The organism is Sorangiineae bacterium MSr11367 (assembly GCA_037157805.1).
In the GTDB taxonomy this organism is placed as follows: Bacteria; Myxococcota_A; Polyangia; order Polyangiales; family Polyangiaceae; genus Pendulispora; species Pendulispora rubella.
Genome location: CP089983.1, coordinates 3,712,669 through 3,726,666 on the forward strand (window position 1 = coordinate 3,712,669; position 13,998 = coordinate 3,726,666).

Sequence of the window (13,998 nt, forward strand, 5' to 3'; positions counted from 1 at the left end):
TCGACGGCCGATTCTAACCGAGAAGTAAGCCCACCACAGAGCATGTGACCAAATAATTGCTTTCGCAACCGTTGCGAAAACAACTACCCGACTCTATGCATCCGGCAACCCCTTTTTTCCGGGGTTTTTCGCCAATCCGGACCCAACCATGTGGATAGTTCGACTCGCGCTTCGGCGCCCCTACACGATCGCGGTTTTCTCCTTCGTGATCCTCCTGCTTGGCTCGCTGTCCATCACACGGATGCGCGCCGACATCTTCCCGACGATCGACATCCCGGTCGTGCTCGTCGTGTGGAACTACCCGGGCATGTCGGCCGACGACATGGAGAAGCGTGTCACCTTCCTCAGCGAGCGCGCGTATTCGGCCACCGTCGATGGCATCTCGCGCGTGGAGTCGCAGACCATCAGCGGCACGTCGCTGGTCAAGCTTTACTTCGAACCTGGTGCGGACATCGGCGGCGCCATCGCGCAGGTCAACTCGGTGTCGTCCACCGCCACGCGCTTGATGCCGCCAGGTATGCAGCCACCTGCCATCATCCGGTACAACGCATCCAACGTACCGGTTGCGCAGATGACCGTGTCGAGCCCCACGCTCAACGAGCAGCAGCTCTTCGACTACGGTCTCAACTTCATTCGTCTGCGCCTCTTCACCGTCCCCGGGTTGGCCACGCCGGCCCCCTACGGCGGTAAGCAGCGCCAGATCATGGTCGACGTCGACCCGAGCCTCACCGCCGCGCACGGCCTGTCGCCGCAAGACGTGGTCACCACGCTTCTCCAGTCGAACATCACCCAGCCGGCGGGTTCCGCCCGCATGGGCAACACCGAGTTCGACGTGGCGATGAACAACAGCCCCGACGCCATCCCCGACTTCAACAAAATGCCCATCAAGACGGTGGGCGGCGCGCCCGTGTTCCTCGGTGACGTGGCCAAGGTGCACGACGGCTTTGCCGTGCAGAACAACATCGTGCGCGTGAACGGTCAGCGCGCCACGTACCTCGCCGTCTTGAAGAAGGCGAGCGCCTCCACCATCGCGGTCGTCGACTCCACGAAAGATCTGATCCCTGCGATCAAGGCCGCAGCGCCCGAGGGCATGGAGATCAAGCTCGACTTCGACCAGTCGACCTTCGTGCGCGCCGCCATCAAGGGCGTGCTCCACGAGGCGGTGGTCTCCTCGGCGCTGGTCTCGCTGATGATTCTCTTCTTCCTCGGCAGCTGGCGCAGCGTGGTCATCGTATCGACCTCCATCCCGCTGGCCATCTTCGTCGCGCTCCTCGGCCTGTACCTCACCGGTCAGACCTTGAACATCATGACCCTGGGCGGTCTGGCGCTGGCCATCGGTATGCTCGTCGACGACGCCACCGTCGAGGTGGAGAACATCCACCGCAACCGCCACCTCGGAAAGCCTCTCACCGTGGCCATCCTCGACGGTGCGGCGCAGATTGCGACGCCCGCGCTCGCGGCCACGCTCACCATCTGCATCGTGTTCTTCCCGGTCGTGCTCCTCACCGGGCCGGCGAAGTTCCTCTTCGTGCCCCTGGCGCTCTCCGTCGTCTTCTCCATGTTGGCCTCGTACCTCCTGTCGCGAACCTTGGTTCCGACCTTGGCGCGCATGCTCATGGACAAGGAGCCGCTGCACGCGGACGGCAACGGCGCGTGGGATCGTTTCAACCGGTGGCGCGATCGCGGTTTCGATCGCTTCCAAGCCGGCTACACGCGCCTGCTCTCGGTGGTGCTGAACCACCGCAAATTCACCATCGCCATTGGGCTCGCCGTGGTGCTGATCACGTTGCCGCTCGGAAAGCTCGTCGGCACGGACTTCTTCCCGCAGGTCGACGCCGGCCAGATGCAGCTGCACGTGCGCGGCCCCGCCGGCATGCGCATCGAGGAGACCGAGCAGCTCGTCTCGCAGGTGGAGCAGACCATCCGCGAAGTGATCCCGCCCAAGGATCTCGGGAACATCAACGACAACATCGGCATGCCGACCTTCTACAACCTGGCCTTCGTCCAGACCGACAGCGTCGGTGGTCAGGATGCCGACGTGCTCGTGTCGCTCAAAGAGGAGCACGCGCCCACGGCGATGTACCAGAGCAAGCTGCGCACCGAGTTCGCCAAGCGTTTCCCGGGCGTGCATCTGTACTTCCAGCCGGCGGACATCATCAGCAAGGTTCTGAACTTCGGCTTGTCCGCGCCGCTCGACATCGAGGTCGAGGGACGCGACATGGACAAATCGATGGAGATTGCCAAGGTCATCCAACAGAAGATCAAAGCCATCCCCGGCGTCGTGGACGTGCGCATTCCGCAGGTGTTCGACCACCCCGCGCTGCAGGTCGACGTCGACCGTGAGCGCGCGGCGCAGATGGGCCTGCAGCAGCGCGACATCGCGAGCAACTTGCTCACGTCGCTCAGCTCGAGCTCCCTCGTGTCGCCCTCGTTCTGGGTGAGCCCGCAGAACGGCGTCAACTACTCCGTGGTGGTGCAAACGCCCATCGACCGGGTCAGCTCGGTCTCCGAACTGCGCGGTATGCCGCTCACCACCGGTAACCACTCCATTCAAGATCCAGGGACGGCGCCGGGCGCCGACGATTCGCAGCCGGGCGTGGCTCCGTACCTGGGCGCGCTCTCGCAGGTGCGGCCGACGCAGACCAAGTCATTGGTCACGCACGATGCCGTTCAGCGTGAGGTCGAAGTCCAGGCTGGCGTCGAAGGACGCGATCTGGGCAGCGTCGCCGCGGACATCCAGAAGGTGCTCAAAGACGTGGGCAAGGACTTGCCGCCGGGCATGAAACTGAACCTGCGCGGCCAGAGCGAGAGCATGAACTCCTCGTTCTTCAGCCTGGGAACGGGCCTGATTCTCGCTGCGGTGCTCGTCTACGTGCTCATGGTGGTGCTCTACCAGTCGTGGCTGGATCCGTTCATCATCATGTTCGCGGTGCCGGGTGCGCTCTCGGGTGTGCTCTGGATGCTCGCCATCACGCACACCACGCTGAACGTCGAGTCGCTCATGGGCGCCATCATGGCGGTCGGTGTGGCCGTCTCGAACAGCATTCTCTTGGTGAACTTCGCCAACGAAGTCCGCGAAGGGCATGACATCGGGCCGCTCGCTGCGGCGCTGGAAGCTGGCAAGACGCGTCTGCGTCCGGTCCTCATGACCGCGCTGGCGATGATCCTCGGCATGATCCCCATGGCCCTCGGTACGGGCGAAGGCGGCGAGCAAAATGCCCCGCTCGGCCGCGCGGTCATCGGCGGTCTGCTCGTGGCCACCTGCACGACGCTGTTCATCGTGCCTCTTATCTATTCGCTGTTGCGCCGCAAGGCGCCGACCAAGCACAAGCTCGACGAGAAGTTCGAGGCCGAAGCCCACGAGGCGTACGAACCCGTGCTGGTTGGTCATTCCGTGAGTGTGGAAGGGAGTCCTTCGTGATGTCTGCCGAATCTGCTGATCAAGCCAAACCCAAGCAACCCAAACGCAACGCAGCTTTTCATATCGGGGGAATCATCCTGGTGGCGGTGGCGGTGCTCGGCGTCATTACCTTCACCGTCCGCAAGCGCTCGGCCGAAGCCAACGAACGTGATGCACGGCAGGCCGAGGTCGCCCAAGGCGTGCTGGTGCAGGCCGCGCCGGTGGCGAAGACGCAGGCCGGTCGGAGCATCACGCTCACCGGCGAGGTGTACCCGATGCGCCGCGCCACGCTCTACGCCAAGGTGAGCGGGTACGTGCGCGAGGTCCGCACCGACAAAGGCCAGAAGGTGCGCGCCGGCGACGTGCTCGGCGTTCTGCAGTCCCCCGAGACGCAGCAAGATCTCTTGCGCGCCCAGGCGGATCTGAACAACCGCAAGCTCGTCGAGCAGCGTTACCAGTCGATGGTCAAGCAAGGCCTGGTCACGCAGCAGGCGCTCGAGCAGGCCCAGGCGGATCGCGGGATCGCCCAGGCCGAGCAGCAGCGGGTCGAGGTGCTCCAGGGCTACCAAGTGATCCGCGCGCCGTTCGACGGCGTGGTGACCGCGCGCTACGCCGACCCGGGCTCGCTCTTGCAAGCGGCGACGGCCTCGCAAGCGGCGCTGCCGCTGGTGGAAATCGCCGACATGGCCAAGGTGCGCGTGCGCGTCTTCTTGGCGCAGAACGAAGCGTTGTTCGTGCACGAGAACGATCCGGTCAGCTTGTGGACGGACCAGTTCCCCGATCGAAAGATCTCCGCCACCGTGACGCGCTTCGCACGCGATCTCGATCCGAAGACGCGCACCATGCTCACCGAGATCGAAGTCGACAACAAAGAGGGCGCGCTCTTCCCCGGTGTCTTCGTTCGGGTGAAGCTCGACCTGGCGACGCCGCCGGCGGTCACCATGCCCGCCGACTCGCTGGTGTTCCGCGGCGGCAAGTCGTTCGCCTTCGTGGTGCGCGACAACAAGGCCGCGCTCGTGCCCGTCAGCGCGGGCGACACCGACGGCATCAACGTCTACCTGCGCGAAGGACTGAATCCCGGTGACCAGGTCATCCTGCATCCCGGCGACGACGTCATCGAGGGCGCCAGGGTTCGCGTGGCGCAGAAAGAGAAGATGACCGCGCTGAACAAGCCCTGAGACCGTAGCCATTTGCTACGGCGTGGCCTTCAGCGCCGTTCTCGACGACCACGCCGCGGTTAGGCGTGGTCGTTGTCGTATGGGGCACGAGGCGTGCAACGGATCCGGAGATGGTTGCGCGATTTCGAGATCGCGCCGATGGGGGGCGGCGTTTGGCCGCGAAGCTCGGGCACCTCGGGCCGCTGAATCCGAGGGTGCTCGCGCTTCCGCGTGGTGGGGTACCCGTCGGCTACGAGGTGGCGTGTGCGCTCGGTGCGCCGCTCGACGTCTTCATCGTGCGCAAGCTCGGGGTACCCGGGCACGAAGAGCTCGCGATGGGGGCGGTCGCATCGGGTGGCATCCGCGTCCTCAATTTGCCGCTCATCGAGGAGCTCCGGATTCCGAAAGAGCTCGTCGAGCGCATCGCCGAAAGGGAGACGCTCGAGATCGCGCGGCGTGAGGTGCGCTACCGGGAAGGCCGGCCGCTTGTCGATATGCGCGATCGTCCAGTGATCCTGGTGGACGACGGCCTCGCCACCGGCGCCACCATGTTCGCCGCGGTATCGGCCGTGCGCGCGGGCGGCGCGCAGCACATCGTCGTGGCGGTGCCCATCTCGTCGCCGGACACGTGCACGCAGATGCGCCAGTACGCCGACCAGGTCGTCTGCGCGATGACGCCGGAGCCGCTCTACGCGGTGGGCCTCTGGTACGAAGACTTCACCCAGACCACCGACGACGAAGTGTGCGCGCTGCTCGCCCGCTCGGCGGAAACGGCGGAAACGAGGAGCGCGGCGTCATGACCGACGACGACGTCCTGCTCGCGCGCATCGGCGATGCGCGCTTCGTGTTGCTCGGCGAAGCGTCGCACGGCACGCACGAGTTCTACAGCGAGCGCGCGCATCTGACGCAGCGCTTGATCCGCGAGAAAGGTTTCGACGCCGTGGCCGTGGAGGCCGACTGGCCCGATGCCTATCGCGTTCACCGTTACGTCAGCGGCATGGGCGTGGATCAAGACGCCGAGGAGGCGCTGCGAGGTTTCGCCCGCTTTCCTACGTGGATGTGGCGCAACGCCGACGTGCTCGACTTCGTCGGCTGGCTGCGCGACGAGAACGAACGGCGGGAGGCCCACGCGAATCGCGTCGGCTTCTACGGGCTCGACTTGTACAGCCTCTACGCCTCCATCGCCGAGGTGCTCCGTTACCTCGAGAAGGCCGATCCCAACGCGGCCGCGCGTGCCCGGGCGCGCTACGCGTGCTTCGATCATTACGGGGGCGACCCGCAGGTGTATGCCTACGCCGCGGGCCGTGACGTGAGCGCTTCGTGCGAGCGCGAGGCCGTGCTGCAGTTGCTCGAACTGCAGGCGCGTGCGCTGGAGTTGGCCCAGAGCGACACGGAGCTCTTCTACGCCGAGCAGAATGCCCGCCTCGTGAAGAACGCCGAGGAGTACTACCGCCACATGATGCGCGGCCGCGTCTCCACGTGGAACCTTCGCGATCGGCACATGATGGATACGCTGCGCGAGCTCGATCGGTACCTGGGCAAGTCGATGCAGGGCAAGAAGCCGCGCATCGTCGTCTGGGCGCACAATTCGCACTTGGGCGATGCCCGCGCGACCGAGATGGGCCGCCGAGGCGAGTGGAACGTGGGCCAGCTCGCGCGCGAGGCGTATCCCGGCGAGACGTTCCACGTGGGCTTCTCCACCTACGAGGGCACCGTCACCGCGGCCTCCGATTGGGACGCGCCGGCGGAGCGCAAACGTGTGCGCCCCGGCCTGCGGGGAAGCTACGAGGAGGTCTTCCACCTCACCGGCCTGCCGCGTTTTCTCTTGGTCCGCGGCGGCGAACGCGATGCGCTCTGGCAGGGACCGCGGCTCCAGCGCGCCATCGGTGTCGTGTACCGCCCGGACGCGGAACGATGGAGCCACTACTTCCAGACGGACCTGGCATCGCAGTTCGACGCCGTCCTTCACATCGATCGCACGCGCGCCGTCGAGCCGTTGGAACGCACGGCCATGTGGCATGGCGGCGAAGCGCCCGAGACGTATCCGTTCGCAGTCTGACGACGAGAAAGGAGAAGCCCATGCAACCGACGGTTCGCCGAACCGACGCGACGCGTCCTGCCGAAACGAAGCAATCCGTGACCATCCGCGCGGGCCTCGTGCTGCTCGAGGGCGAGTTGACCGTGCCGCCGGCGGCGCGCGGTCTCGTTCTGTTCGCGCACGGCAGCGGAAGCAGCCGCCATAGTCCGCGCAACCGCGTCGTGGCGCAGACCCTGCGCAGCGATGCCCAGGTGGCGACCTTGCTCTTCGACCTTTTGTCGGCCGAGGAAGAGCAGATCGATGTCCGCACCGGGCGACTTCGCTTCGACATCGACTTGCTCGCGCGCCGCCTCATCGTGGCAACCGACTGGGCGCGAGGGCGGCGCGAGGGCGAGCGCATCGGCTACTTCGGAGCGAGCACGGGCGCAGCCGCCGCCATGCTTGCCGCCGCCGTGCGCCCCAGCGACGTGGCCGCGGTCGTTTCACGCGGCGGCCGGCCCGACTTGGCGGGCTACGCTTTGGAACGGGTGCGCGCCCCGACCTTGCTCATCGTGGGCAGCGAGGATGTCCCGACCCTCGACGTGAACCGCGAGGCCATGGCGCGCCTGCACGCGGAAACGCGCCTCGACGTCATTCCGCGCGCCACCCATCTGTTCGAGGAGCCAGGCACCCTCGGCGAGGCCGCACGCCGCGCCGCGGAATGGTTCCGGCGCCATCTGTCCAAGCAGTAGCATTTGACGGTGTGGCGGCCGGATACTACCTTCGCAGCGTGTCCGCCTCTTCTTCTGCGCCGCCGACAGGTAAGCCTCGTTTCGCCCCCAAGCCTCCGTGGCTGAAAGTTCGAGCCCCCGGCGGAGAGTCCTACGGGCGCCTGAAGGAAACCTTTCGCGAGCTCGACCTTCACACGGTCTGCGAAGAGGCGCGCTGCCCCAACGTCGGCGAGTGCTGGTCCGAGGGCACAGCCACCGTCATGCTGCTCGGCGATGTCTGCACCCGCGGTTGCCGCTTCTGCGCCGTCACCACGGGCGACCCTCGCGGTGCAGTCGATGTGCGCGAGCCCGAGCACGTGGCCCGCGCCATCGCGCGCCTGGGCCTGCAATACGTCGTCATGACCATGGTCGACCGCGACGACCTGCTCGATGGCGGAGCCTCCCACGTCGCCCGCACGGTCACGCGCCTGCGCGAGCTGCGGCCGGACATCCTCATCGAGACCTTGCTCGGCGACTTCGGCGGCCACCTGTCCTATGTCGACACCACCGTCGATGCGAAGCCCCACGTGTGGGCGCACAATATCGAGGTCGTGCGCCGCCTCCAGCGCCGCATCCGCGACGTGCGTTGCAGCTACGAGCAATCCCTCGCCGTGCTTCGCCGCGTCAAGGAGCGGGATCCGGAGCGCATCACCAAGTCGAGCATCATGGTCGGCATTGGCGAGACCGACGACGAGGTGGAGGAAACCTTGGCCGACCTGCGTGGCGCTGGGGTCGATCTGGTGACCATCGGGCAGTACCTGCGCCCCACGCCCAAGCATGTCGCGGTGGATCGCTTCGTCACGCCCGAGACGTTCTTGCGCTTCGAGAACAAGGCCAAGGAGCTCGGTTTTGCCTTCTGCGCGAGCGCTCCGCTGGTTCGAAGCTCGTACAAAGCCGCCGAGGTCTTCGTCAAAAGCGTGCTGCACCCGGGCGATCCCGATGCCGCGAAGAAGGTTCTGTCGGAGCGCCTTGCCGAAGCGCAAGCCGCCGCCGCGCGCATCGATGGGCAAGCCACGCAAGCAAATGGGGAGGCACCCCGCACGGTGAGCGAGCTCGCGGCCCGCGCCGCCGTCTCGTTGATCCCGGCCTCGAGCCTCGTTCGAAGGGCGCCTTCGGAGGTCTGACCATGATGATGGCCCCCAAGGTTGCGGCGGCCGTTTTCGCGTGGGTGGTCGCGTCCTGCTCTTCGTGCGGCCACAAAGAAGAGAAGGTGGGCGTCGTCGTCGGCCCGCCGCTGACCATCGACCGCGATGCCTCGGCACCCGCGCCGTACCCCGACGTCGACGCCGAAGCGCCCCACGGCCCGCCGGTGACCGCGACGTTCATCGACTTGAGCGCGTCCGGCGCGCCGATCTCGGTGCGCACATGCGAACAGGTCGTCGTCAGCGCGGTGCAAGGTGACGTCAACGCCGACAACGACCGCCTGGCCGAAGGCGACTACCTGATCACGCAAGGCGAGGGGACCTTCACCGTCAAAGGCGCGAAAGGCCTCGCGCTGGTGGCGGCCGTGCGCACCGATCCCTGCACCCCGCGCCACCCGAAGGAGGCGCCGCCGCCGCTTACGCATCGCATCGTGCGCGCCGGCGCCGCGCCCGAATTGACATGGGGCGGCGGAAAGATGCACGCGCGCCTCGACGTCGAAAGCGAACTGGCGGGCGCGTACGTCGGCCGCATCTCGGGCGCGGCCCCCATCGCCGAGCATGCGCACGACGCCTCCTGGGAGATCGTGTGCACCGTGCAAGCGCGGGGCTTCTTCACCCTCGATGGCCAGACCAAGCCGGTGGGCCCGCGGCAAGTGCTCATGATCCCGCCGGGCGCCAAGCATGCGTTCACGCCCGAAGCGGGATCCACGCTCTCCGCGATCCAATTTTACTGGCCGCGTGGACCTGAGCAGCGCTTCCGCGAGCTCGACAAAAAGGATCGCCATTCTGGCAAACGTTGAGCCACCACGTGAGCCAAAGATGAAAAAGTGTGAGGGTCCCTACCGTGAGGCCCAGATCCGGCGCACACTTGGCACGTAGGGAGATTCCATGACCAAGACTTGGCAGATTCCGGCGCTGGCACTCCTTTCGGGCGGCCTGTTCATCGCGGCAACGCCAGGTTTGGCGCGCGCCGAAAGCTACGAAGTGAATAACGGTTCCGATCTCGACCCGGCGACGCAGGACGTCTCCGGCGAAATCGCCGTCGACCTTCGTGACGATGCCACCGAGACCGACATCGCGGATCTCGCGCGCCAGTACGGCCTGGCCCTGCGCCCGAACAGCATCTTCAGCGGCCCAGAAAAGCTGGAAATCGCCAAAGTCTCTCCCGCCGACGAGGCGCGCCTCCTCGACCAGCTCGCGCGAGATCCCCGCGTCGAGCACGTCGAGCCGATGGCCATCTACCGCACGACCTTCGTCCCGAACGATCCGCTCTACGCCGAAAAGCAGTGGCATCTGAAACGTGTCGGCGCCGAAAAAGCCTGGGAATACGGCTGTGGCGAGGGCGTCACGGTGGCGGTCATCGACACCGGCGTCGCCTGCTACGACAAGGGCCCCTTCTCGCGCGGGTCCGACCTCGCCGGCACCCGCTGCGGCGACGGATACAACTTCGTCAACGACACACCCGAGGCCTACGACGACCAAGGTCACGGCACCCACGTTGCCGGCACCATCGCGCAGACCACGAACAACGAAAAGGGCGTCGCCGGCCTCGCATATTGCGCGCGGCTCATGCCCGTCAAAGTCCTCAACCGCTACGGCTGGGGAACCCTGGCCGACGTGGCCGAGGGCATCCGTTACGCGGCCGATCACGGCGCGCAGGTCATCAACATGAGCTTGGGCGGCCCCTCCTCGGTGGGCATCCTCAAAGACGCCGTCGAGCACGCGATCTCCAAGGGCGTCATCGTCGTCGCCGCCGCGGGCAACAGCGGCAAAGCCGTAGGCTACCCTGCCGCGTACCCGGGCGTCATCGCCGTGAGCGCCACCGATCAGAGCGACAAGATCGCCTGGTTCTCCTCGCGCGGCCCGCAGGTTGCTATCGGCGCACCCGGCGTGGCCGTCACCCAGCAGACCATCTGCGAGGGCGGGCGAAACAAGTGCGAGATCTTCGGCACGTTCAACGGCACCAGCATGGCCTCGCCCCACGTTGCGGGTTCGGCCGCCATGCTCGTCGGCCTCGGCGTGACCGAGCCCGGCGCCGTCCGCCACGCCCTGGAGCGCGGTGCGACCCCCAAGGATGAACCCCAGCTTTACGGCGCGGGCGTGCTCGATGTCGGCAAGTCCGTCGTGAATGCCTATTGGACCCACGTGGCGGCCCGTCTGGCGGCCTTGTTCGCGGTCTTCCTCTTCGTCTCCCGCCGCATCAAGAAGGCCGGGGGTGACGTCGCCTCGGGCCCGGGCGTGCTCTTTGGCGCGTTGCTCGCGGGCGTCGGCCTGCTGCCGTTCGCGCCGCTGCTCGGCCTCGCATCGCATGCGGGCCCGATGCGCTGGTTGGTCGAGCTGGCCATGCGCCCCCTCGGGGAGTGGGACCTCGTCCTTGGCACCAGCATGCACCGCTGGCTTCCGCTGGCCTCGGCCTTGCCGACCATGGCACTCACGGCGTTTTTCTTTGGCGCCAAGCGCCTCCGTCCCACCATCGGCGGCTTTGCCGTAGGCTCGGCCGCGCTGCTGACCACCGTGGCCATCTTCGCCGACGTGGCCTTCCCCCTTGGGGGCATTCTCCTCCGTGTGTGGACCGTCCTGAATGCGCTGGTGTGCGTGTGGGTTGCCCGCATCACATTGGATAAAAAAGCAGCCTAGGCTCCGTAAACGTGCCCATGCCCGTGCCCGTTTTCCCCGAGAGAAGCCGGGGCACGGGTAAGCAACGGGCATGGGCACGGGCACGTTTACGGGCGCTTCGGTTTGATCCAACGCGTCCCATGTGAAAAGCTCTACTCATACATGTCGCTCAAAATCGACCAGGATCATTCGCGCTTTCGTAACATCGTGCGCGGGCGGATCCGGCAAAATCTACGGAAGTATATTTCGCAGGGTGAGCTGATTGGTCGAAAGGGAAAGGATCTCGTCTCGATCCCCATCCCCCAGATCGAAATCCCGCGCTTTCGCTACAGCGATCGGCAACAGGGAGGCGCCGGGCAGGGTGACGGCAACCCCGGCGATCCCGTTGGCGGCGACCAGGGGGACGAGCAGGGCGAGGGCGGGCGCAAAGCGGGAGAAGGCGCCGGCGAACACGTCCTCGAGGTCGACGTCACGCTCGACGAGCTGGCGGCCATCCTGGGCGAGGAGCTCGAGCTCCCGGACATCCGGGACAAGGGCAAGTCGAAGATCATCAACGAGAAGGAGCGCTACACCGGCATCCGCCGCGTGGGGCCCGAGTCGCTGCGCCACTTCCGGCGCACGTATCGCGAGGCGCTCAAACGGCAGATCTCGATGGGCACCTATTCGCCGGAGCGCCCCATCGTCGTGCCCATTCCGGACGACAAGCGTTTCCGCAGCTGGAAAACCGAGGCGGAACCCGTCGCCAACGCGGTCATCATTTACATGATGGACGTCTCCGGCTCGATGGGTGACGAGCAAAAGGAAATCGTCCGCATCGAGAGCTTCTGGATCGATACGTGGCTCCAGCGCCAATACAAAGGCTTGGAGAGCCGCTACATCATCCACGACGCCGTCGCGCGCGAGGTCGATCGCGAGACCTTCTTCCACACCCGCGAATCGGGCGGCACGATGATCTCGAGCGCCTACAAACTTTGCGCACAGCTCATCGACGACCACTACCCGCCGGAAGAGTGGAACATCTACCCGTTCCATTTCTCCGACGGCGACAATTGGTCGATGGACGACACGCTCCACTGCGTCGAACTGCTCAAGCAGAAGGTGCTGCCGCGGGTGAACATGTTCGCCTACGGCCAGGTGGAAAGCCCCTACGGCTCGGGGCAATTCATCAAAGACCTGCGCGACCACTTTTCCAAGGACGAGCGGGTCATCACCAGCGAGATTCGCGACAAAGACGCCATCGTTGGCAGTATCAAAGAATTTTTGGGCAAGGGAGCCTAAGAAAGGCGCACGAGAAACTTCATGAGCGAATTTGCCCTAAAGACGGCCCTTCCTCAGTACCTGCGCGTCGAACAAGAGAAGATTCAAGGCCTCGCCGCGGCGCAGGGGCTCGACTTCTTCCCCATCGTTTTCGAAATCCTCACGTACGACCAGATGAACGAAATCGCGGCGTACATGGGATTCCCCAATCGCTTTCCCCATTGGCGATTTGGAATGGAGTACGAGCGGCTGGCGAAAAGCTACGAGTACGGCCTTTCCAAGATTTACGAAATGGTCATCAACAACAACCCTTCGTATGCCTATTTGCTGGAGGGTAATTCGCTCGTCGACCAAAAGCTGGTCATGGCCCACGTTTGCGGCCACGTCGACTTCTTCAAGAACAACTACGCCTTCCGCTCCACGGATCTGGACACGGGCGGAAAAACCACCGATCCGGTGAGCCGCCCCAAGGAGTACGATCCCAACCGCCGCTGGATCGACAAGATGGCCAACCACGGCTCGCGCATTCGGCGGCACGTGGCGCGGCAGGGCATCAACAAGGTCGAGGAGTACATCGACCATTGCCTCTCGCTGGAGAACTTGATTGACCCGCACGCGCCGTTCAAGGGCTCGGGCCCTTCGCGCGATCCCGATGCGGAGGACAAAGCGACGGAAATTCCGCGGCTGCGCGCCAAGGAATACATGGAGTCGTTCATCAACCCCGAGGAGTACCTCGAGCAGCAGCGCATCAAGATCGAGGCCGAAAAGGAGAAGGAGAAGAAATTCCCCGCCCGGCCCGAGCGCGATATTTTGAAGTTCCTCTTGGACCACGCCCCGCTCGATCGGTGGGAGCACGACGTGCTCGAGGTGGTGCGCGAGGAAGCGTATTACTTCCAGCCGCAGATGCAGACGAAGATCATGAACGAGGGGTGGGCCAGCTATTGGCACTCCAAGTTGATGACCGAGAAGATCCTCGATGCGTCGGAGATCATCGATTACGCGGACCATGCGGCGGGCGTTCTGGCCACCAGCAAGGGCCAGCTCAATCCGTACAAATTGGGCATCGAGCTATTCCGCAACATCGAAGAGCGCTGGAACCGCGGTCAGTTCGGCAAAGAGTGGGAAGAGTGCGACGACCTCGCTGCGAAGAAGAATTGGAACCTTCGCCTGGGGCTGGGCAAGAAGAAGATCTTCGAAGTGCGTGCGCTCTACAACGACGTCACCTTCATCGACGAGTTTCTCACACCGGACTTCGTGCGCGACGCCAAGATGTTCTCGTTCTCGTGGTCCAACCGCAACGAGCGGTACGAGATCGAGACGCGCGAGTTCAAGGCGGTCAAAGAGAAGCTCTTGTTCCAGCTCACCAACGCGGGCAATCCGTTCATCTACGTGGACGACGCCAACTTCGAGAACCGCGGCGAGTTGCTCCTGCGCCACGATCATCAGGGCCTCGATCTTCGCGCGGACTGGGCGCGCGAGGTGTTGCGGAGCTTGGTGCGCATCTGGAAGCGGCCGGTGAACTTGACCACCCAGGTCGAGGCCAAGCCGGTGATGATGCGCTACGACGGCCGCGAGCACACGACCCGCCATTTGCGGCGGGAGTAATCAAGGGGCTCGCTACGCGTGTTCTATCCGACCG

General features: G+C 65.2%; 10 protein-coding genes. All 10 read left to right on the forward strand.

Features of this window, described 5'->3' with window-relative positions; genetic code table 11:
- Nucleotides 1-148: 148 nt before the first annotated feature.
- The gene (locus tag LVJ94_14900) at nt 149-3,421 is read left to right on the forward strand and encodes an efflux RND transporter permease subunit (protein ID WXB08522.1); all 3,273 of its coding nucleotides are present in this window, start codon (nt 149-151) and stop codon (nt 3,419-3,421) included.
- On the forward strand, nt 3,421-4,578 hold the full coding sequence (locus tag LVJ94_14905; GenBank protein WXB08523.1) for an efflux RND transporter periplasmic adaptor subunit: 1,158 nt from the start codon (nt 3,421-3,423) through the stop codon (nt 4,576-4,578). The genes LVJ94_14900 and LVJ94_14905 overlap by 1 nt, the downstream gene beginning before the upstream one ends.
- Before the next feature lie 110 nt (nt 4,579-4,688).
- Entirely contained in the window at nt 4,689-5,357 is a 669-nt protein-coding gene (locus LVJ94_14910; GenBank protein WXB08524.1) for a phosphoribosyltransferase, read from the forward strand.
- Nucleotides 5,354-6,616, forward strand: coding sequence for an erythromycin esterase family protein (locus LVJ94_14915; GenBank protein WXB08525.1), 1,263 nt, complete (start codon nt 5,354-5,356; stop codon nt 6,614-6,616). The genes LVJ94_14910 and LVJ94_14915 overlap by 4 nt, the downstream gene beginning before the upstream one ends.
- Nucleotides 6,617-6,636: 20 nt before the next feature.
- A complete protein-coding gene (locus LVJ94_14920; protein WXB08526.1) occupies nt 6,637-7,326 on the forward strand; it encodes a dienelactone hydrolase family protein in 690 nt (229 codons plus the stop codon).
- Between the two features lie 38 nt (nt 7,327-7,364).
- Nucleotides 7,365-8,468 carry a lipoyl synthase gene (lipA, locus tag LVJ94_14925; GenBank protein ID WXB08527.1) on the forward strand — a complete coding sequence of 368 codons (1,104 nt, stop codon included), beginning with the start codon at nt 7,365-7,367 and terminating at the stop codon, nt 8,466-8,468.
- A 2-nt stretch (nt 8,469-8,470) separates the two neighbouring features.
- Entirely contained in the window at nt 8,471-9,286 is an 816-nt protein-coding gene (locus LVJ94_14930) for a hypothetical protein (protein ID WXB08528.1), read from the forward strand.
- Nucleotides 9,287-9,374: 88 nt separating this feature from the next.
- On the forward strand, nt 9,375-11,123 hold the full coding sequence (locus LVJ94_14935; GenBank protein ID WXB08529.1) for a S8 family peptidase: 1,749 nt from the start codon (nt 9,375-9,377) through the stop codon (nt 11,121-11,123).
- Nucleotides 11,124-11,264: 141 nt separating this feature from the next.
- Nucleotides 11,265-12,380 carry a DUF444 family protein gene (locus LVJ94_14940; protein WXB08530.1) on the forward strand — a complete coding sequence of 372 codons (1,116 nt, stop codon included), beginning with the start codon at nt 11,265-11,267 and terminating at the stop codon, nt 12,378-12,380.
- Between the two features lie 21 nt (nt 12,381-12,401).
- Complete coding sequence (locus tag LVJ94_14945; protein ID WXB08531.1) at nt 12,402-13,964, forward strand: SpoVR family protein; 1,563 nt, start codon at nt 12,402-12,404, stop codon at nt 13,962-13,964.
- The last annotated feature ends 34 nt before the right edge of the window (nt 13,965-13,998 follow it).

Excerpts from the sequence above, each read along its gene's own strand:
- LVJ94_14900 (WXB08522.1), top strand. The coding sequence starts at position 149 with ATGTGGATAGTTCGACTCGCGCTTCGGCGCCCCTACACGATCGCGGTT.
- LVJ94_14905 (WXB08523.1), top strand. The coding sequence starts at position 3,421 with ATGTCTGCCGAATCTGCTGATCAAGCCAAACCCAAGCAACCCAAACGC.
- LVJ94_14910 (WXB08524.1), top strand. The coding sequence starts at position 4,689 with ATGGTTGCGCGATTTCGAGATCGCGCCGATGGGGGGCGGCGTTTGGCC.
- LVJ94_14915 (WXB08525.1), top strand. The coding sequence starts at position 5,354 with ATGACCGACGACGACGTCCTGCTCGCGCGCATCGGCGATGCGCGCTTC.
- LVJ94_14920 (WXB08526.1), top strand. The coding sequence starts at position 6,637 with ATGCAACCGACGGTTCGCCGAACCGACGCGACGCGTCCTGCCGAAACG.
- LVJ94_14930 (WXB08528.1), top strand. The coding sequence starts at position 8,471 with ATGATGATGGCCCCCAAGGTTGCGGCGGCCGTTTTCGCGTGGGTGGTC.
- LVJ94_14935 (WXB08529.1), top strand. The coding sequence starts at position 9,375 with ATGACCAAGACTTGGCAGATTCCGGCGCTGGCACTCCTTTCGGGCGGC.
- LVJ94_14940 (WXB08530.1), top strand. The coding sequence starts at position 11,265 with ATGTCGCTCAAAATCGACCAGGATCATTCGCGCTTTCGTAACATCGTG.
- LVJ94_14945 (WXB08531.1), top strand. The coding sequence starts at position 12,402 with ATGAGCGAATTTGCCCTAAAGACGGCCCTTCCTCAGTACCTGCGCGTC.